An 18,255-nucleotide genomic window follows, 5' to 3' on the forward strand; every position below is an offset into this window, starting at 1 on the left:
GAAGCATCCCGTTCTTGACGCCCTACCAACTGGAAGGTAGCTAGGGACCATGACCAACGTTTCCTCGACAGCCGACGACATCCTGGCGTGCGCGCGCAGCTTGATCATCGCGGGCGGCTATAACGGCTTCAGCTACGCCGACGTGGCCGAGGTGGTCGGCATCCGCAAGCCGAGCATCCACCACCATTTCGCCAGCAAGGTCGATCTGGTCCGCACCCTCGTGTCGCGCTACCGCGCCGAAGCCGAGGCGGGACTGTCCGCGCTCGAGCGCAATGTCCCTGATCCGCGCGAGCAGCTCGAAAACTATGTCGCGTACTGGAAGGCGTGCATCAATGATGCGACGGCGCCGTTCTGCGTGTGCGCGCTGCTGGCCAGCGAGCTTCCGATCCTGCCGGAGCAGGTTGCGCTCGAAGTCCGTGCGCACTTCCGCTCCTTGGCTTCCTGGCTGACGTCCGTCATGGAGCGCGGCAAGCGGAAAGGGCAATTCAAGCTCTCCGGCACAGCCCGCGTCGAGGCCGAAGGATTCATGGCGACCATTCACGGCGCCATGCTGTCGGCGCGTGCCTATGGCGATCCAAAGATGTTCGGTGTGATTACCACCCCGCTGCTGGACCGGCTGTCCAACAAACACTGAGAGCCATCAGCGAAACGATGACGACAGCCTGCAAGTGGGCTGGTCGAAGACGGTTTCGTTGTGTGTAAGAAAACTACCAACTAGTCGGTATGGAGAGACTGCGATGGCGCGATATCAATTGGATCCGGTTCATACCGACCGCGAGCGATGGCTGAAGCAATACTACTTCGTGCGAGCGGCGTTCTCGGTGGCCTGGGTCGCTGCTGCGTTTGCCGCCGGGGCTTCTTCTCCAGTGATCGCCGGCGCCTTGCTCGTCCTCTATCCCGCATGGGACGCCGCAGCCAACTTCGCGGACGCTGTTCGCAGCGGCGGACTCGCTCAAAACCGCACGCAGGCTCTGAACGTTGTGGTCGGCCTGGCGACCACCGTCGCCGTGCTTGTGACCTTGCAGATGAGCATGAACCGGGTTCTCGGAATCTTCGGGGCATGGGCGATTGTGTCCGGACTGCTGCAGTTGGGGACGGCCATTCGCCGCTGGCGGAGTCTTGACGCGCAATGGGCCATGGTGCTCAGCGGTGGCCAGTCGGCGCTTGCAGGCGGCTTCTTCATCTTTCAGGCCATGATGCCCGCGGTTCCCTCGATCGCGAACGTCGCAGGCTATGCTGCAGTCGGTGCGCTCTACTTCCTGGTCTCGGCGGTCTGGCTCACAGTCGGCGAGTGGCGGCGCGGCGTGGCTGTTTGAAGGCCTGTTCGCGGGGGACGAATTAATAGCAGCGGGATGATGCCATGATGCAGGTGTTTTGCCCGACGAGTCGAACGGCGGGTCTTCCTTCGCACTGCAAAGAGCTGCGCTGTAAGTCCTTGATCGCAAAGCGCCCGGCTACTGTGCATGGGGTTGTTTTCGCGTTTTTTGTTTGGCAGGTCACAAAAGCGTGCCGCAAAAACTTGCGTCGGCCTGTCGGCCCACCATGTTCCCATTCGTCTTCCACCCAGACAGATCTGACGGGAGACCAAAATGAACGCTTCCTCCTATCGCTGGGTGATCGTCGCCGCGGGCGGCTTGCTCGGCTGCGTCGCCATCGGCGGCATGTTTTCGCTGCCGGTGTTCCTGCAGCCGATCGCAAAGGATACCGGCTGGTCCGTGACCGGCATCTCCAGCGCGATGACAATCGGCTTTCTGGCGATGGCCTGCACCAGCATGGTCTGGGGCACGCTGACGGACCGGTTCGGACCGCGGCCGGTGGTGCTGACCGGATCGTGCGTGCTAACCGTGAGCCTGTTCGCGGCGAGCCACGCCACCTCGCTATTGGCGTTTCAGTTCGTCTTCGGCCTTCTGGTCGGGGCGTCCTGTGCCGCGATCTTCGCGCCGATGATGGCGACCGTGACCGGCTGGTTCGACACCCATCGCAGCCTCGCGGTCTCGCTGGTGTCGGCGGGCATGGGCATGGCGCCGATGACGATGGCGCCGCTCGCGGCCTGGCTCGTCTCCGGCCATGACTGGCGCACCTCGATGCAGATCGTGGCGCTGGTGGTCGGCGCCATCATGATCCCGGTCTCGTTCCTGGTGCGCCGCCCGCCGGCGCTCGCGCACGCCGTGGCCGCGCCTGTGGGCGAGACGGCTACGCAAGGTGAGATGTCGATGGGAGAGGCGCTGCGCTCGCCGCAATTCCTGATCCTGCTCGCGACCAATTTCTTCTGCTGCGCCACCCATTCCGGCCCGATCATTCACACCGTCTCCTATGCGGTGAGCTGCGGCATCCCGCTGGTAGCGGCGGTGACGATCTACAGCATCGAGGGTTTTGCCGGCCTCGGCGGCCGCATCGCCTTCGGCCTGATGGGTGACCGCTTCGGCGCCAAGCGCGTGCTCGTCTCGGGCCTGCTGTTGCAGGCCTTCGGCGCACTCGCCTATGTCTTCGCGCATCAGCTCGCGACGTTCTACGCGGTCGGGGCCGTCTTCGGCTTCATCTATGCCGGCACCATGCCGCTCTACGCGGTGCTGATCCGCGAAAATTTCCCGCTCAAGATGATGGGCACCGTGATCGGCGGCACCGCCATGGCCGGCAGTCTCGGCATGGCCACGGGCCCGCTCGCCGGCGGCCTGATCTACGATGCGTTCTCGAGCTACGCCTGGCTCTATATCGCCTCCTGGGCGATGGGCCTCGGCGCCTTCCTGATGGCGATGAATTTCAAGCCGTTCCCGAAGCCGCAAGCGGAGTTGGCGCCGGCAGCAGCGTAAGCAGGTTCGTCGAGGCGCAACGCTAGAGTTGCGCCTCGATCGCGGGCTTGTCGATGATGGACCACACGTGTCGTATTTTTCCGTCGCGAAATTGATAGAACACGTTTTCGCAGAAGGACACGCGCCTGCCGTTCACATCCAGCCCCAGAAACGTTCCAGCCGGCGTGCAATCGAACTTCAGCCGGGAGGCGATGTGGGGCGGCTCGCAGACCACCAGCTCGATCTTGAAATGCAGATCTGGGATTGAGCGAAAATCCTGCTCCAGCATGGCGCGATAGCCGGACAGTCCGAATGGTCGCGCATTGTGGGCGACGTCATCGTGGACGAACTGTCCGAGTGCGGGCCAATCCTGCCGGTTCAGGCAGGCGATGTAGTCGCGGTAGATGTCGGCGAGGTCGGACCTGGTCATAGCGTTGCTCCTGCGGCTTCGGCCATAACGCGGCAACGGAAGGAAAGGCGCCGGCGCTCACAGACGTTTTTCGAAGAACAGGTCCGGGTAGGGGTCGTCATTGAAGCGGGGGATCTCGCTCCAGCCGCTTCGTCGGTAGAGCTGGCCGGCCTCCGCCAGCGCGCTGTTGGTGTCGAGCCGCAGCAGCTTGATGCCGAGCATGCGCGCGGCGTTCTCGGTCATGTCCATCAGGCGCCTGCCGAGCCGCAATCCGCGCGCCGCCGGTGCGACCCACAGACGCTTGATCTCGGCATAGCCGTGATCCGTGCCCTTGAGCCCGACGCAGCCGATCGGCAGCGTGTCCGACATCGCGACGATGAATGTGCCGCGCGGGCGGCGCATATCCTTGGCGTCGGGATCGCGCGACAGCGAGACGTCGAACCCCTGCTTGAATCGGCGGCCGAGCTCGCCATAATATTCGCCGAGGCAATAGCGCGCCTGTTCGCTCCGCGGGTCCATCTCCTCCAGCGTGACGCGCTCGCGCGTCAATGCGCAAGCAATCAAATCCATCGCTGCCAGCAGCGCTTCGCGTTGCGAATGCTGGGCGAGGAAGCCCTCGGCCTGCGTATTCGACAGCGCCTCATAGGCCGCGAACTCGCGCCGGCCCGCACGCGTCAACGTCGCCACGCGGCGGCGCGCATCGTCCTCATGCGCATTGGTCTCGACCAGTCCTTCGTCCTCGAGGCTGCGGAGCAGGCGGCTCATCAGGCCGGAATCGAGGCCGAGATAGTCGCGAATCTCGGCCACGTCCGAACGTCCGTGCCCGATCGCGTTGAGCACGCGCGCCGCGCCCAGCGGCCGCCCGCGTCCCAGGAATGACGTGTCGAGCGCGCCGACGGCGGACGTGACGGCGCGATTGAAGCGGCGGACGCGTGAAACAGGGTCGAGCATATGTCTGACTTTAGTCAGGCATATCATCGATGTCAATCAGCGCAGGCTTTCGCTTCACCAGCGAACTGCGCTTCAATCCAGGCCCAGCGCCTTGCGGGATTTCCGCGTGAGTTTCGTCGCGACCATCGCGTGCGCCTGCGCCAGATAGGCCGTGAGCTCGGCGTCCGGCAGCGCGTTGTTGCCGACGAGCTGCACCCATTTGGCGCGCGCCAGATACGGTGCCGGCCGCGCAAGGCCGTGCTCGATCAGCATGGCATAGGCCATGTTCGAGACCTTGAACATGTAGCCGCCGGAGCGCGCGGCAAAGCCGCCGCCGAGTGCGAACATCTTGCCGCCGACTTTGAACACCGAGGTGCCCTCCCACTGCACCACCTTGGTGACGGCGGGCAGGCGCAGGCAGCGGGTTTCGAAAGTTTTGGGAGTCATCGCCTGAGCGATAGCACAGCGCACGCGGCTTGCAACGCCGCAACCTCGGAGCGCCACTGCGTGCCGCGCCGCGTCCGGGATACGAGGGACGACCCCACTTGTATCGTGCCGTTCGATCCCCCACACTCTCCACCACTCAATCAGTCACAGGAATAAGAACATGGCTCGCGTTCGCTGTATCACCGAGATGGGCATGGGCGTCGACGTCCACGGCAGGGACGCCACCAAGGCGGCGAGGCGTGCCGTCTCTGATGCGATCAGGCATTCGAGCCTCGGCTTCTTCCGGATGATCGACAAGACTGCGAACGACATGTTCGTGGACGTCACGATCGCGGTGCCGAATCCGGAAAGCGTCGACAAGGACGCGGTCGCGAAGGAGCTGCCTTACGGCACTGTCACCGTCAACGCGGTGAAGGGCGGCCTGGAGATTCCCTCGGCCCCGGAACAGGGCAACGACCCGATCCTGATCGCCAATGCCGCCGTCATCGTCAGCTTCGACAAGGACTAGGCCGGTGTCCGATCGTGATGAGCGGCTGCTGGATCGCCCGATCTGGAGCGCGCTGACGACCAGCCACAAACATCTGGCCGAGGGTGGCCCGCGAGCGCTGCGCTATCCGGTGGACGTGACGCCCTTTGCCGACATGGTCGATTTGTCTGAGGCGAGCTTCGCCGCGCTTCGTGATCTCCTGTCGGGCTCGCAGGTCGCCGCGCTGTTCACACCGGACGCCGTCGACGTTCCCGCAGGTTTCAAAGTCGTGCTGGCCGGACCCTGCGAGCAGATGATCGGCTCTCCGGCCGACAGTCGGCTTCGCGATGCCGAGATCGTTCGACTGGGTGCGGCCGACGTTCCCGCCATGATGGCGCTGACGGAGTTGACCAAGCCCGGTCCATTCGCGCGGCGCACCCACGAACTTGGGACGTTCCTCGGCATCCGTGCTGTCGGCGAATTGGTCGCGATGGCCGGCGAGCGCATGAAGCCGGGAAATTTCGTCGAGATGACGGCCGTCTGCGTCCACCCCGACCATCGCGGGCGGGGCTACGCGCAGGCGCTGCTGGCGGCTGTCGCACGCCAGATCGAGGCGCGCGGCGAAATTCCGTTCCTGCACGTGTTTTCGAGCAATTCGTCGGCCATCGCGCTGTACCAGCGGCAGGGGATGCGGACTCGGCGCCGCCTGCACGTCACCGCGTTCATGAAGTAGGAATGAGCTGCGCCGTCCGGTCAGGCTTCATATCCGGCGAATTCACGCTATACCGATCCCTGCCATCATTGGGGAAACACATGGACGCCAGAACACCTGATTTTTCCGCCGCGCGGACGGCAATGCAGCGTTACGTCGATCAGGAGATCATTCCGGGTGCATCCTGGGCGGTGCTGCGGGGCCGCGAGGTCGTCGATCATCAGTGCGTCGGTTTTGCCGACCGCGAGGCGAGCACCGCGCTGCGGCCCGATCACATTTTTCGTGCGTTTTCCAACACCAAGATCTTCGTCACCTGCGCGGTCATGCTGCTGGTCGAGGAGGGCCGCATCGGGCTCGATGACGTTGTCGAGAAATTCCTGCCGCAACTCGGCAATCGCAAGGTTCTGAAGCCGGGCGCTTTGAGCCTTGCCGCGGTCGAGCCGGCGAAAAGCCCGATCACGATCCGGCAGCTTTTGACCCATACCTCCGGCCTCAGCTACGGCATCTTCGATCCCGGTACGGTGCTGTTCAAAGGCTATAACGAGGCGCGCGTTCTCAATCCGTTGACGCCGCTGACCGACATGATCGACCAGCTCGCCGATCTGCCGCTGTCCTTTCATCCCGGCGCGTCCTGGGAATATTCGGTTGCGACCGACGTGCTCGGGCGTGTCGTGGAGGTCGTTTCCGGCAAGCCGCTCGACGCCGTCCTCAAGGCGCGCATCTTCGAGCCGCTCGGCATGACCGACACCGGCTTCCACGTGCCGGACGCGCAGCAGGGCAGGCAGGTCGCGCTCTACAAAGGCACGGATGTGCTCGATCCCCTCAAGCCCGGCCTCACCCGGGCCGACGACCTGCCTTATCCGCAGGCCTATCGGCGGCAATTCCCGCGGCTGTCGGGCGGCGGCGGACTGGTCTCGACCTTGCCCGACATGCTTGCTCTGGCCCGCGCGCTGCTCCCGGGCTCGGATGCTCTGCTGAAGCCGGAGACGCTGCGGCAGATGATGACGAACCAGTTGCCCGCCGGCGAGAACATCCGCTTCGCCAATCTCGGCCCGATCCCCGGCAAGGGCTTTGGCCTCGGCGGCGCCGTCACCTTCGCGCCGATGCCGTTCGATCCTTCGAATTCGACCGGCGACTTCCAGTGGGGCGGCCTTGCCGGCACCCATTGGTGGATCTGCCCGCAGGCCAATACCGCCGGTGTGCTGATGGCGCAGCGCTACATGGGCTTCTGGAATCCGTTCTTCTTCGAATTCAAGCGTCTGGCCTATCAGGCCGTCGGAGGCTGATCGCGAAAAAAATTGCACTTGCCGCGAATCCTTTCCGCTCGTCGCACCCTCTCTTGAGGGTCGAGGCATTTTGCTTCGGCTCGTCTCGGAGGATGTGATGGCATTTTACAGGAAGAACATCGGCGGCCTGCATCAGGCCGTGCGGATCGCCTTTGGCGTCGCGGTGGCCGTCGGGGCATTCGTGTACCTGACCGGCGCCGCGGCCTGGCTGGTTGCGCTCGGCGGCGCCGGCTTCGCACTGACCGGCCTCGTCGGCTATTGTCCGATGTGCGCGATGGCCGGCATCGGAAGAGGAGGCGTGTCGTGAGCGCCGCTGGGATCTCGCCGGACCTGTTCGAGGCCGCGCGCCTCGGCGATCCCCAGGCGATCGCGTCTCTGCTCGAGACGGCGCAGCCGAACATCCGCCGCTATGCCCGCGCCACCTGTCGCAGCTCGGCGGATGCCGAGGATGCGACGCAGGAGGCGCTATGGATCCTGTTTCGCCAAGTGGGCACGATCCGCTCGTGGCTGGCGTTTTCGGCCTGGCTGTTCAGTGTGGTCCGCCGCGAATGCCTGCGGCTCGCCCGTAAGGCAGGCCTCGCGTCGGCGATCGACGACGAAGAGGCGGAGGCGCTGCTGCTGTCGCGTCCTGAAGCCGATTTGCGGCTCGACGTCGCGGCGGCCTTCGAGGCGCTGCCGCCGCACTACCGCGATGTCGCGCTGATGCGCGACGTCAAGGAAATGACCATCGACGAAATCGCCGACGCACTCGGCGCAACCCGGCAGGCCGTGAAAGCACGTCTGCATCGCGCCCGCGCCCTGATGCGCGAATATCTGACGAGATGAGCCATGACCTGTTATCAAAGCCCTGACGATCTGAAATCCATCCCGGGCTTCGCGGCGCTCGCGCCGGTCGAGGCCAACGCGTTCCTTGCGTTCAACCACGCGGTCGAGCGCAAGGACGGATTGATTCCGCCAAAATATCGCGAACTGATCTCGCTCGCAGTCGCGCTCACCACGCAATGCGCCTATTGCCTCGATGTGCACACGGCGCAGGCGGCGAAGGCCGGTGTAACGCGCGAAGAAATCGCGGAAGCCGCGCTGATTGCGGCGGCGGTTCGCGCCGGCGGCACACTCGGTCACGGGTTGCTGGCGCAACGCCTGTTCGAGCAGCACCGGGGCGAGGAACCGGGATAGAGGAGCGGGCGGATGTCCGTCAGGGATCAGGAAATTGCCAAACTATCTCGGCCTTGACGGATTTCGCTTCGGCTGGGTCGCCGCCTGGATCGACGACCGCGGCAATCACGCGTTCGATTATTCGCCGGGTCTCGTGCGGCTGCTTGCGCTGCCGCATGCCCGGGCGATGATCGACATGCCGATCGGATTGAAATGGAACGGATATCGCATCTGCGATTTGTGCGCGCGCGAGCTGGTCGGTCCTGCCGTGTTTCTCGGCGCACGCCGCGACCTCTGGAAATTTGCCGACATGGCCGCAGCTAACCGTCACTACTGGGAGTGCGAGGGCAAGGGCAAGGGCAAGGGCGTGTCAGCGCAGCTCTGGAACATCAGGGACAAGATCAGGGACGCCGACGAGATCATGACGCCGACGCGGCAGACAACGATCGGCGAAGCGCATCCGGAATTGATTTTCTGGAATCTCGCTGGGCGGGCCCGGCTTGCAAAGAAGACCTCTGCAGAGGGCCGGGAGCAGCGCATCGCACTCGTGCAGCAGCGCGGCTTCGTGCGCTTGCCGACATGGCTGTCTCAACGACATGGCACCGGCATCGGCCGCGACGATCTCATCGACGCCTGTGCCTGCGCGGTCGCGGCGCGTGACAGCACGCAGCGGTTCGGCGGGGAGGAGACCGATTCGCGGGGCTTGCGGATGGAGATCAATTATTGAGGTCGTCGGGGTGCGAGGGATCGGGAAAAAGCTGCAATTTATTTGAAGCTTGCAGGAACAGACGATGGCCGGCCCGCGTTCCTCGTGCGAACCGAACACGGAGAAGCTCGTCCGATGAGGGATGCCAGTCAATTCGCGACCGCGATGCTTGCGCTCGTCTTCACCGGAGCACTGCTCGTCACCGGCCAGCTCTTCATCGAGCAACGCGCACAGCGCGACGTGATGCACGCCACCAACCATTTGCTGCGGCCGCTGTGACCTGTGCGGGAAAATGATCTGACCACTCGACCTTGTGTCGTTCGTCCGCTGGCCTAGACTAGGCGGCATCTCATGAACGAAGCCGGGGTCCTGATGTCCGATCTGTCCGCCTTTCCCATCACCAAGCGCTGGCCGGCCAAGCACCCGGAGCTGCTCCAGCTCTATTCGCTGCCGACGCCGAACGGCGTCAAGGTCTCGATCATGCTGGAAGAGATCGGGCTTCCCTACGAAGTCCATCTCGTCGATTTCGGCAAGGACGACCAGAAGACGCCGGAGTTCCTCTCGCTCAATCCGAACGGCAAGATTCCGGCGATCCTCGATCCCGATGGTCCCGGCGGCAGGCCGCTGCCGCTATTCGAATCCGGAGCGATCCTGCAATACCTCGCGGAGAAGACCGGCAAGCTGCTGCCGCAGGATGCCTCGCGCCGTTACCAGACCATCCAGTGGCTGCATTTCCAGATGGGCGGCATCGGGCCGATGTTCGGCCAGGTCGGCTTTTTCCACAAATTCGCCGGCAAGGACTTCGAGGACAAGCGGCCGCTCGAGCGCTATGTGGGCGAGGCCAAGCGGCTGCTCGGGGTGATGGAGATGCATCTTGCCGGTCGGCAATGGTTCATGGACGACGACTACACCATCGCCGACATCTCCATGCTCGGCTGGGTGCGCAATCTCATCGGTTTCTACGGCGCCGGCGATCTCGTCGAGTTCAGCCAGTTCAAATCCGTCGCCGCCTGGCTCGAACGCGGGCTGGCGCGTCCGGCGGTCGAGCGCGGGCTCAACATTCCGAAGCGGCCGTAAGATCAGGTTAGCGCCTTGTGGGTCATGTAGAGCGCCATCAGCAGGATGACGGCGATCATGACCCGGCGCAGCACCGATTTGCTGACGCGATTGGCTGCGCGCGCACCGAGATCAGTGCCGACCCAGAGGCCGGCAAGAATGCCGATGATGGCGGGCCAGCCGACCATGAGTCCCTTGCTCCAGTAGATCCCGGCGGCCGGAATATTGGTCGGGATGACCGAGAAGACGAGGCTGACGAGCTGCGCCTGGTGCTGCGGCACCCGCAGGCCCGCCGCGAGCCCGACGGTGATCGCCAGCCCGCCGCCGATGCCCATGAAGCCGGAGGAAAATCCGGCAAGCATGCCGATGAGGAGCAGCGGCAGCCAGGGCAGCTTGTCTCGGTCGCCGGTCTCGCTGCTTTTGTCCTCGCGGTCGCGACGCAGGATCAGGAGAGCGATCAGCGCGACGAGATAGACGACGTAAGTCCATTGCAACACCGAGTCGGAGACCGCCGCCGCAGCGTAGCCGCCGCCGGCGCCGCCGAAGAGAAAGCCGATGCCGATCCAGACGATCCATAGCAACGGGCTGCGATTGCCGCTCTGCCAATAGCGGCGAACGCCCGCGAGTCCGGTCGGTGGAACCTGCGTGATCAGCGACGTCCCCTGGGCGACGTGTTGCTCGGCGCCGAGCAGCAGCACGCTGAAGATCACGAGACCGCCTCCGGGACTCGTGCCCATGAAGCCCGATGTCAGTCCGCCGATGAGGCCGACCCCAATGCCTGCGAGCAAGTCATGGATCCACGACATCGCTCAGCTCCTGGTCCGTCGCTTGACGTCGGCCTTCGTGGTGCGAAATCCATCGATCACGCCGGTCACGGCTGCCATGCAGGCCTCGATGTCAAAATCCTGGCCCCAGCATTTTTGCAGCACAAAGCCCTGGAAGATCGCGATCAGCACGCGCGCGATCGCTTCCGCATCGAGATCGCGCTTGATGAGGCCGTCATGCTGGCCGCGCTCGACCAGCGCGACAATCAGGGCGCGCGGCATGTCGATGCCTTCTACGATGCTGGTGCGGACGCGGCGGTTGCGCAGAGCCTCGGCCCAGCCGTGGATGCCGACACGGCGGCGCGCTTCGCCGGCGGGGTCGGTGAGCCATTGCGCATAGACGCGGACCAGCGCGTGAAGTCCTTCGATCGGATCGCCCGATCCTTGCGCGACCGAGTTGAGCACGGCCTCGCGCCGGTGCCGGTCGTCGGCGAGTGCCTCGATCAGATCGTCCTTGCTCTGGAAGTAGAGATAGACCGCACCATGGCTCAGCCCCGACCGTTTGACGATGTCGGCCATCCCGGTCTGGTGAAAACCGTCCTCGGCGAAGCAGGCGAGGGCGGCTTCGAGAATCTGCTGTCGGCGGCCTTCACGTTGCTTGTCGCTGATCTTGGGCATCCGGCCACCATAAATAACTGACAGATCGATCGTTTTAGTCGCTCTGCGGGCTAAGCATCCCAGAGCGCTGATCAATATAAAAAACGATCAGTCAGTCATTTTTATTACCGACCTGGATCCCGGTCAACCCCGACAACCCGGACCGGACACAGGCGGAGCGAATCGTTAAGGAGCGTCGCCGGCGGCCTGAAGACCGCCCTCGATCGCGCGGGGCTAGAACAGCCGTCCGCCGTTCGGGACGGGCTTGCTCGGCTGCACCAGCACGACCTTGCCGCTGGCATCAGGGAAACCGAGAGTCAGCACCTCCGAGACAACAGGGCCGATCTGGCGCGGCGGGAAATTCACGACCGCAGCCACCTGTTGGCCCACCAGCGTTTCAAGCGGATGGTTTTCGGTGATCTGCGCAGAGCTCTTGCGCACGCCGATCGCGGGACCGAAGTCGATCCACAGCCGCCAGGCCGGCTTGCGCGCCTCCGGGAACGGCTTTGCATCGATGATGGTGCCGACGCGGATATCGACCGCAAGGAAGGTGTCGAAGTCGATGGTCGGCGATGCGGTCGCGGCTGGATCGTGGGTGACGTGCATGGAGTGTCCGTCCGAAGAGCTGGCATCATTCGCAATATTGTCGTGCGAACTGGAGTTGCGTACAACGCCGGAGCATTACGCTGCGACGCATGCGCGAGGACTGTCTTGCCCAACATCATCTACGGCATCAAGAACTGCGACACCATGAAGAAGGCGCGCGCCTGGCTCGACACCCATGGCGTCGCCTACACGTTCCACGACTACAAGGCGACGGGGGTGGAGAAGGACAAGCTCAAGCAGTGGAGCGACAAGGTCGGTTGGGAGACGCTGCTCAATCGCGCCGGAACGACCTTCAAGAAGCTGTCCAATGCGGACAAGGAAGGCCTTTCGGAGAAAAAGGCACTGGCGTTGATGCTAGCGCAACCATCGATGATCAAGCGACCGGTGCTTGAAGTTGGCGGCAAGCTGCTGGTCGGCTTTAAGCCGGACGTCTATGCCAAGGAAGTCACGACCAAGTAAGTCACGACCAGGGAAGCCGCCGCCAAATCGCGCTGACCGCTAGTTCAGCTCGATGATCTCGGTGGGAACACCGGAGCCCTGCTGGTCCGCGAACTCGACCAACTCGGCCGGCGCGATGCGGCCGGGGGTGCGATGGAACAGGTCCCGATCGATCACCGCGCGCAATCTCGAGCGCGGCAGCGCGTCATTTCCGCGCATCAGATTCTTGATCTCGAAGCCGCCGTCCTCGCAGAAGGTCTTGAGCGACGCGATGATGTGACAGACCTTGCCGTCGGTCTGGAACGGCAGCAGCAGGCGCTCATAGGCGACGATACGGCCGTAGATGTCATCGACGTCGGCAACGCTGTAGACAGGCAGCCCGCGCGCCACGCATTCATGATAGACCGGCATCACCAGGGGCGCGAGACGCGGCCCGATATAGTCGTCGAGCAGAGCGCCCTTGCCGGTGTGTCCATAGGCCCGCGAGATGCGCGTACCTTCGCTCTGAATGGTTAGACGCGGCGTCGGCGTCGACATGTCCACCGTATAATAGATCAGATCGGAGAGCTCTTCCTCGAGCCGCGCAGGCTGGTACTCCCAGATCGCCGGGGTCGTCTGCTGGCGCGCATAAAGCCGCAGCCACGTGTTCAGGAGATCACGCTGCCTGATCGACTTGACCACGGAAGGAGCCGCGCTTGCAAAATCCAAGGCAATATTCCCGACGAATAGAAATTCCGGACGCTTGAAACCAGCGCATGATCCTCACTGCGGGAAAATTTTCCATGAAGGCTGGCGCATGGAACGAAAGACCGTTAACGACGGCTTGATGACCGGCGCTTTGCGAACCGGGAAGCCGGGCAGGCGCGACATCAAAACACGTCCGACTAAGGGAGCATAAGTCTCCCGGCCGGAGGCCTGACCTGCTCAGCTTTCCGCCTTGCCTAACCCCCGTCACCTCCGGCATATTCCGCGCCCGGAGACGGCGTTCCGGATGGGCTCCAGGGAGTGGCTCCAAGGCCTCCGGAAAGCCGAAGCAACAAGGATAGCCACGCGCGTTGTGCGGGCAGGGGGAAAACTGTTTGGCCGATGAGTTCATTCTCGAAACGGAAGGCTTGACCAAGGAGTTCGCGGGCTTCTTCGCCGTCCGCGACGTTGCGCTCAAGGTTCGCCGTGGGAGCATTCACGCGTTGATCGGCCCGAACGGCGCCGGGAAGACGACGTGCTTCAATCTTTTGACCAAGTTCCTCAAACCGTCTGCCGGAAAAATCCTGTACAAGGGGCAGGACATCACTGCGATGGCGCCCGCCGACGTGGCCCGCCTGGGGCTCGTGCGCTCGTTCCAGATTTCGGCGGTATTTCCCCATCTTACCGCGCTGGAAAACGTCCGCGTCGCGCTTCAGCGCCAGCACGGCAGCTCCTTCGATTTCTGGCGCTCAAAGTCCGTGCTCAACCAATTCAACGATCGCGCGCGCGAGCTGTTGAACGATGTCGGCCTCAGCGAGTTTTCCAATACGCCCGCGGTCGAGATGCCCTACGGGCGCAAGCGTGCACTGGAGATCGCAACTACGCTCGCGCTCGACCCCGAGATGATGCTGCTGGACGAGCCGATGGCCGGCATGGGCCACGAGGACATCGACAAGATCGCGGCGCTGATCAAGCGCATCTCCGCGAAATACACCATCCTGATGGTCGAACATAATCTGAGCGTCGTGGCCAATCTCTCCGACATCATCACCGTGTTGACGCGCGGACAGGTGCTGGCGCAAGGCCATTACAGCGAGCTCACCAAGGACGAACGCGTCAAGGAAGCCTATCTGGGAGCCGGTCATGGCTGAGACTGCAACGGCGGAAGCTCCCGCAAAGGCCGCGAGCGGCGGCAACCTCCTCCAGGTCCGCAACCTGGAAGCCTGGTACGGCGAGTCCCACATCCTGCACGGGATCAACTTCGACGTGAACGCGGGCGAGGTCGTCACCCTGCTCGGGCGCAACGGCGCCGGCAAGACCACCACGCTGAAGTCGATCATGGGCATCATCGGCAAGCGCACCGGCTCGGTGAAGTTCAACAACCAGGACATCATCCGCACGACCTCGGACAAGATCGCGCGGATGGGAATCGCGTTCTGCCCGGAGGAGCGTGGAATTTTCGCCAGCCTCGATGTCCGGGAGAACCTGCTGCTGCCGCCGGTGGTGCGTCCCGGCGGATTGCCGCTCGAGCAGATCTTCGATCTGTTTCCGAACCTGAAGGAACGGCTCAACAGCCAGGGAACCAAGCTCTCCGGCGGCGAGCAGCAGATGCTTGCGATCGCGCGCATCCTGCGCACCGGCGCGAACTTCCTGATGCTGGACGAGCCGACCGAGGGTCTCGCGCCCGTCATCATCCAGCAGATCGGCCACACCATTGCGCGGCTCAAGAAGGAGGGTTTTACGATCCTCCTGGTCGAGCAGAACTTCCGGTTCGCATCCACCGTCGCCGACCGCTATTACGTGGTCGAGCACGGCAAGATTATTGACGGATTTTCCAATGCGGAGCTTGCCGCCAACATGGACAAGCTCCACACCTATCTCGGCGTCTAGAACTGCCAACAAGAAGATTCATAGGGAAGTAGCATGATGACAAAGTCGATTGCGTCGTTTCTGCTCGGCACGGCGCTGGCCGTGACCGCCACCGGTGCAGCTTTCGCGCAGGACAAGACCGTCAAGATCGGCGCGCTGTCCGATCAGTCCGGGCTCTATGCCGACCTCGGCGGACCGGGCTCGACGCTCGCCGCGCAGATGGCCATTGAAGATTCCGGCCTGGCTGCGAAGGGCTGGAAGATCGACATCATCTCGGGTGATCACCAGAACAAGCCCGACATCGGCACCGCGATCGCGCGGCAATGGTTCGACGTCGACAAGGTCGACGTCATCGTCGACGTGCCGAATTCCGGCGTGGCCCTCGCGGTCAACAACGTCATCAAGGAAAAGAACGGCGTCTATATCAACTCGGGCGCGGCGACCTCGGATTTAACCAACGCGCAGTGCTCACCCAACACCGTGCACTGGACCTACGACACCTACATGCTGGCCCACACCACCGGCCAAGCGCTGGTGAAGGCCGGCGGCGACACCTGGTTCTTCCTGACCGCGGACTACGCCTTCGGCGCGGCGCTGGAGCGCGACACCACCGCTGTCGTTACCGCAAATGGCGGCAAGGTGGTCGGCGGCGTCAAGCACCCGCTGAACACGCCGGACTTCTCGTCCTTCCTGCTGCAGGCGCAGGCCTCCAAGGCCAAGATCATCGGCCTTGCCAATGCCGGCGGCGACACCACCAACACGATCAAGCAGGCGGCCGAGTTCGGCATCGTCAAGGGCGGCCAGAAGCTCGCGGCGCTGCTGCTGTTCCTCACCGACGTCAAGGCGATCGGGCTCGAGACCGCACAGGGCCTCAACTTCACCGAGACCTTCTACTGGGACATGAACGACCAGACCCGGGCGTTCTCGAAGCGCTTCGCCGAGAAGATGAAGAACAACGCGCCGCCCACCATGGTGCAGGCCGGCGTCTATGCGGGCGTGCGTCACTATTTCAAGGCACTCGAAGCGCTCGGCGGCAACCCGCATGACGGCGCCAAGGTCGTCGAGAAGATGAAGTCGATGCCGACGGAAGACGATCTGTTCGGCAAGGGTGAGATCCAGCCCAACGGCCGCACCATCCACAATGCCTATCTGTTCGAGGTGAAGAAGCCCTCCGAGTCCAAGGGACCGTGGGATTTCTACAAGCTGGTCGGCACGGTGCCGGGCGACCAGGCCTTCACGCCGCTGTCCGAGAGCAAGTGCGCTCTGTTGAAGAAGTAAGATAACCGCCCGCAGGCCATCAGGCCTGCGGGCGGCTTTCAGGGAACGCCGAAGGGACCGGGTGCGGGATCGATGCAGGCTCTTTACGCTCAGCTACTGGTGGGACTGATCAACGGCTCGTTCTACGCGCTGCTCAGTCTCGGGCTTGCCGTGATCTTCGGCATGCTCAACATCATCAATTTCGCCCATGGCGCGCTCTATATGATGGGCGCGTTCGTCGCGTACTTCCTGCTGAACCTCGGCGGCATCAACTACTGGTGGGCGTTGCTGTTTGCACCGATCATTGTCGGCATCTTCGGCATGATCCTGGAACGGACCATGCTGCAATGGCTGACCGGGCTGGATCATCTCTACGGCCTGCTTCTGACCTTCGGCATTGCGCTGATCGTGCAGGGCGTGTTCCAGAACTATTTCGGCTCCTCCGGCCTGCCTTACGCCATTCCGGACCAGCTCAAGGGCGGCATGAATCTCGGCTTCATGTTCCTGCCGGTCTATCGCGGCTGGGTCGTCATCTTCTCGCTGGTGGTCTGCATCGCGACCTGGTTCCTGATCGAGAAGACCCGGCTCGGCGCCTATTTGCGCGCCGCCACCGAAAACCCGACGCTGGTGCGCGCCTTCGGCGTCAACGTTCCGCGCATGATCACGTTGACCTACGGGCTCGGTGTCGGCCTTGCCGCGCTCGCCGGCGTGCTGTCGGCGCCGATCAACCAGGTGCGACCGCTGATGGGCGCCGACCTCATCATCGTGGTGTTCGCGGTGGTGGTGATCGGCGGCATGGGATCGATCATGGGCTCCATCATCACCGGCTTCGCGCTCGGTGTGATCGAGGGCCTGACCAAGTATTTCTACCCCGAGGCCTCCAACACCGTCGTGTTCGTGCTGATGGTGCTGGTGCTCTTGGTGAAGCCAACGGGATTGACGGGAAGGGCGGCCTGACATGACAGCCTTGACGGACGACACGCTGCCGGTAACCCCGCGCGCGATCCGCGACGAGATGATCGTCTTCGTGGTGATGGCGCTGCTGCTGGCTTCGGTGCCATTCACGGGGGTCTACCCGTTCTTCGTGATGCAGGCGCTGTGCTTCGCGCTGCTCGCCTGCGCCTTCAACCTGCTGATCGGCTATGGCGGTTTGCTGTCCTTCGGCCATGCGATGTTCCTGGGCACGGCCGGCTATTGCAGCGCGCATGCGCTGAAGGTGTGGGCGCTGCCGCCGGAGCTCGGCATCCTCGTCGGCGTCGCCGGTGCCTTCGTGCTCTCGCTCATCACGGGCTATATCTCGATCCGCCGCCAGGGCATCTATTTCTCGATGATCACGCTGGCGCTGTCGCAGCTTCTGTACTTCATCTACCTCCAGGCCCCGTTCACCCATGGTGAAGACGGCATCCAGGGCATTCCGCAGGGACGCATGTTCGGCGTCTTCGATCTGACCAAGCCGACCGTGCTCTACTACGTGGTTCTGGTCGGCTTCCTCGCCGGCTTCCTGTTGATCTTCCGCATCATCAACTCGCCGTTCGGCGAAGTCCTCAAGGCGATCCGCGAGAACGAGCCGCGCGCGATCTCGCTGGGTTACCGCACCGATCAGTACAAGTTCCTGGCTTTCGTCCTGTCGGGCACGCTGGCCGGCTTTGCCGGTGCGCTGAAAGTCTTCGTGGCGCAGAACGCCTCGCTCACCGACGTGCACTGGTCGATGTCGGGCGAAGTCGTGCTGATGACGCTGGTCGGCGGACTCGGAACCGTGTTCGGTCCCGTGGTCGGTGCCTTCGTGATCATCGCCATGCAGCAATATCTGGCGGGGTTCGGCCAATGGGTGACCGTGATCCAGGGCTCGATCTTCGTGATCTGCGTGCTCACCTTCCGCCGCGGCGTCATCGGCGAAATCGCGCATTACTTCCGGCGGTCGCTGTAAGTAATTGATATAACAGAAGATAGGCTGACGCGCGAAAGCGGTGGATGATCCGGCTCCACGGGCGTGAGGTGGCACGCGCGTGGATCGAAAATGGTCT

At 63.4% G+C, this 18,255-nt stretch carries 25 protein-coding genes; 18 read left to right on the top strand and 7 right to left on the bottom strand.

The window, feature by feature from the left end:
* The first annotated feature begins 49 nt into the window (after nt 1-49).
* From IVB41_RS19520 to IVB41_RS19530, 3 genes are all read left to right on the top strand, one after another.
* Nucleotides 50-634, top strand: coding sequence for a TetR/AcrR family transcriptional regulator (locus IVB41_RS19520; RefSeq protein ID WP_247434023.1), 585 nt, complete (start codon nt 50-52; stop codon nt 632-634).
* A 103-nt stretch (nt 635-737) separates the two neighbouring features.
* Nucleotides 738-1,316 carry a DUF308 domain-containing protein gene (locus IVB41_RS19525; protein ID WP_247434025.1) on the top strand — a complete coding sequence of 193 codons (579 nt, stop codon included), beginning with the start codon at nt 738-740 and terminating at the stop codon, nt 1,314-1,316.
* A gap of 273 nt (nt 1,317-1,589) precedes the next feature.
* Nucleotides 1,590-2,810, top strand: a complete 1,221-nt coding sequence (locus tag IVB41_RS19530; RefSeq protein ID WP_247286474.1) for an MFS transporter — start codon at nt 1,590-1,592, stop codon at nt 2,808-2,810.
* Nucleotides 2,811-2,832: 22 nt separating this feature from the next.
* Here IVB41_RS19530 and IVB41_RS19535 read toward each other — a convergent pair whose 3' ends face one another.
* The 3 genes from IVB41_RS19535 to IVB41_RS19545 form a co-directional block, all read right to left on the bottom strand.
* A complete protein-coding gene (locus IVB41_RS19535) occupies nt 2,833-3,219 on the bottom strand; it encodes an ester cyclase (protein WP_247434028.1) in 387 nt (128 codons plus the stop codon).
* Between the two features lie 57 nt (nt 3,220-3,276).
* The gene (locus tag IVB41_RS19540) at nt 3,277-4,149 is read right to left on the bottom strand and encodes a bifunctional helix-turn-helix transcriptional regulator/GNAT family N-acetyltransferase (RefSeq protein WP_247434031.1); all 873 of its coding nucleotides are present in this window, start codon (nt 4,147-4,149) and stop codon (nt 3,277-3,279) included.
* Between the two features lie 72 nt (nt 4,150-4,221).
* Complete coding sequence (locus tag IVB41_RS19545) at nt 4,222-4,575, bottom strand: MmcQ/YjbR family DNA-binding protein (RefSeq protein WP_247286471.1); 354 nt, start codon at nt 4,573-4,575, stop codon at nt 4,222-4,224.
* Nucleotides 4,576-4,735: 160 nt separating this feature from the next.
* On the opposite strand from IVB41_RS19545, the gene IVB41_RS19550 reads away from it, so the two are divergent.
* The 9 genes from IVB41_RS19550 (at nt 4,736) to IVB41_RS19590 (ending at nt 9,977) form a co-directional block, all read left to right on the top strand.
* Nucleotides 4,736-5,083: a Lin0512 family protein gene (locus IVB41_RS19550; protein WP_027569616.1), complete on the top strand. Its 348-nt coding sequence runs from the start codon at nt 4,736-4,738 to the stop codon at nt 5,081-5,083.
* A gap of 4 nt (nt 5,084-5,087) precedes the next feature.
* Nucleotides 5,088-5,774: a GNAT family N-acetyltransferase gene (locus IVB41_RS19555; RefSeq protein WP_247434034.1), complete on the top strand. Its 687-nt coding sequence runs from the start codon at nt 5,088-5,090 to the stop codon at nt 5,772-5,774.
* Between the two features lie 80 nt (nt 5,775-5,854).
* Nucleotides 5,855-7,039, top strand: a complete 1,185-nt coding sequence (locus IVB41_RS19560; RefSeq protein WP_247434037.1) for a serine hydrolase — start codon at nt 5,855-5,857, stop codon at nt 7,037-7,039.
* 97 nt (nt 7,040-7,136) lie between these two features.
* Nucleotides 7,137-7,346: a DUF2892 domain-containing protein gene (locus IVB41_RS19565; RefSeq protein ID WP_247434039.1), complete on the top strand. Its 210-nt coding sequence runs from the start codon at nt 7,137-7,139 to the stop codon at nt 7,344-7,346.
* The gene (locus IVB41_RS19570; RefSeq protein ID WP_247434043.1) at nt 7,343-7,864 is read left to right on the top strand and encodes a sigma-70 family RNA polymerase sigma factor; all 522 of its coding nucleotides are present in this window, start codon (nt 7,343-7,345) and stop codon (nt 7,862-7,864) included. Before IVB41_RS19565 ends, IVB41_RS19570 begins: the two co-directional genes overlap by 4 nt.
* A 3-nt stretch (nt 7,865-7,867) precedes the next feature.
* Entirely contained in the window at nt 7,868-8,215 is a 348-nt protein-coding gene (locus tag IVB41_RS19575; RefSeq protein ID WP_247434046.1) for a carboxymuconolactone decarboxylase family protein, read from the top strand.
* A 34-nt stretch (nt 8,216-8,249) separates the two neighbouring features.
* Complete coding sequence (locus tag IVB41_RS19580) at nt 8,250-8,921, top strand: DUF429 domain-containing protein (protein ID WP_247434049.1); 672 nt, start codon at nt 8,250-8,252, stop codon at nt 8,919-8,921.
* A 114-nt stretch (nt 8,922-9,035) separates the two neighbouring features.
* Nucleotides 9,036-9,179: a hypothetical protein gene (locus tag IVB41_RS19585; protein WP_007609210.1), complete on the top strand. Its 144-nt coding sequence runs from the start codon at nt 9,036-9,038 to the stop codon at nt 9,177-9,179.
* Between the two features lie 93 nt (nt 9,180-9,272).
* On the top strand, nt 9,273-9,977 hold the full coding sequence (locus tag IVB41_RS19590; RefSeq protein ID WP_247434831.1) for a glutathione S-transferase family protein: 705 nt from the start codon (nt 9,273-9,275) through the stop codon (nt 9,975-9,977).
* Between the two features lie 2 nt (nt 9,978-9,979).
* On the opposite strand, the gene IVB41_RS19595 is transcribed toward IVB41_RS19590, so the two are convergent.
* The 3 genes from IVB41_RS19595 to IVB41_RS19605 all read right to left on the bottom strand — a co-directional run bounded on the left by IVB41_RS19595 (nt 9,980) and on the right by IVB41_RS19605 (nt 11,983).
* Complete coding sequence (locus tag IVB41_RS19595) at nt 9,980-10,762, bottom strand: sulfite exporter TauE/SafE family protein (RefSeq protein WP_247434052.1); 783 nt, start codon at nt 10,760-10,762, stop codon at nt 9,980-9,982.
* 3 nt (nt 10,763-10,765) lie between these two features.
* Nucleotides 10,766-11,398 carry a TetR/AcrR family transcriptional regulator gene (locus tag IVB41_RS19600; RefSeq protein WP_247434057.1) on the bottom strand — a complete coding sequence of 211 codons (633 nt, stop codon included), beginning with the start codon at nt 11,396-11,398 and terminating at the stop codon, nt 10,766-10,768.
* Between the two features lie 213 nt (nt 11,399-11,611).
* Complete coding sequence (locus tag IVB41_RS19605; protein WP_027569626.1) at nt 11,612-11,983, bottom strand: tRNA-binding protein; 372 nt, start codon at nt 11,981-11,983, stop codon at nt 11,612-11,614.
* 105 nt (nt 11,984-12,088) lie between these two features.
* On the opposite strand from IVB41_RS19605, the gene IVB41_RS19610 reads away from it, so the two are divergent.
* Nucleotides 12,089-12,442, top strand: a complete 354-nt coding sequence (locus tag IVB41_RS19610) for an ArsC family reductase (protein ID WP_247434060.1) — start codon at nt 12,089-12,091, stop codon at nt 12,440-12,442.
* 39 nt (nt 12,443-12,481) lie between these two features.
* On the opposite strand, the gene IVB41_RS19615 is transcribed toward IVB41_RS19610, so the two are convergent.
* Complete coding sequence (locus IVB41_RS19615; protein WP_247434063.1) at nt 12,482-13,129, bottom strand: hypothetical protein; 648 nt, start codon at nt 13,127-13,129, stop codon at nt 12,482-12,484.
* Nucleotides 13,130-13,500: 371 nt separating this feature from the next.
* On the opposite strand from IVB41_RS19615, the gene IVB41_RS19620 reads away from it, so the two are divergent.
* From IVB41_RS19620 to IVB41_RS19640, 5 genes are all read left to right on the top strand, one after another.
* Nucleotides 13,501-14,256 (top strand): ABC transporter ATP-binding protein, encoded by a 756-nt coding sequence (locus IVB41_RS19620; protein ID WP_018459153.1) that lies wholly within the window; start codon nt 13,501-13,503, stop codon nt 14,254-14,256.
* The gene (locus IVB41_RS19625) at nt 14,249-14,995 is read left to right on the top strand and encodes an ABC transporter ATP-binding protein (protein WP_007609233.1); all 747 of its coding nucleotides are present in this window, start codon (nt 14,249-14,251) and stop codon (nt 14,993-14,995) included. Before IVB41_RS19620 ends, IVB41_RS19625 begins: the two co-directional genes overlap by 8 nt.
* A gap of 33 nt (nt 14,996-15,028) precedes the next feature.
* Nucleotides 15,029-16,252 (top strand): ABC transporter substrate-binding protein, encoded by a 1,224-nt coding sequence (locus IVB41_RS19630; protein WP_027517482.1) that lies wholly within the window; start codon nt 15,029-15,031, stop codon nt 16,250-16,252.
* Nucleotides 16,253-16,324: 72 nt separating this feature from the next.
* Nucleotides 16,325-17,188, top strand: coding sequence for a branched-chain amino acid ABC transporter permease (locus IVB41_RS19635; protein ID WP_027569632.1), 864 nt, complete (start codon nt 16,325-16,327; stop codon nt 17,186-17,188).
* Between the two features lies 1 nt (nt 17,189).
* Nucleotides 17,190-18,158, top strand: coding sequence for a branched-chain amino acid ABC transporter permease (locus IVB41_RS19640; RefSeq protein WP_007592084.1), 969 nt, complete (start codon nt 17,190-17,192; stop codon nt 18,156-18,158).
* The last annotated feature ends 97 nt before the right edge of the window (nt 18,159-18,255 follow it).

It is taken from the genome of Bradyrhizobium sp. 44, assembly GCF_023073095.1.
GTDB lineage: Bacteria > Pseudomonadota > Alphaproteobacteria > Rhizobiales > Xanthobacteraceae > Bradyrhizobium.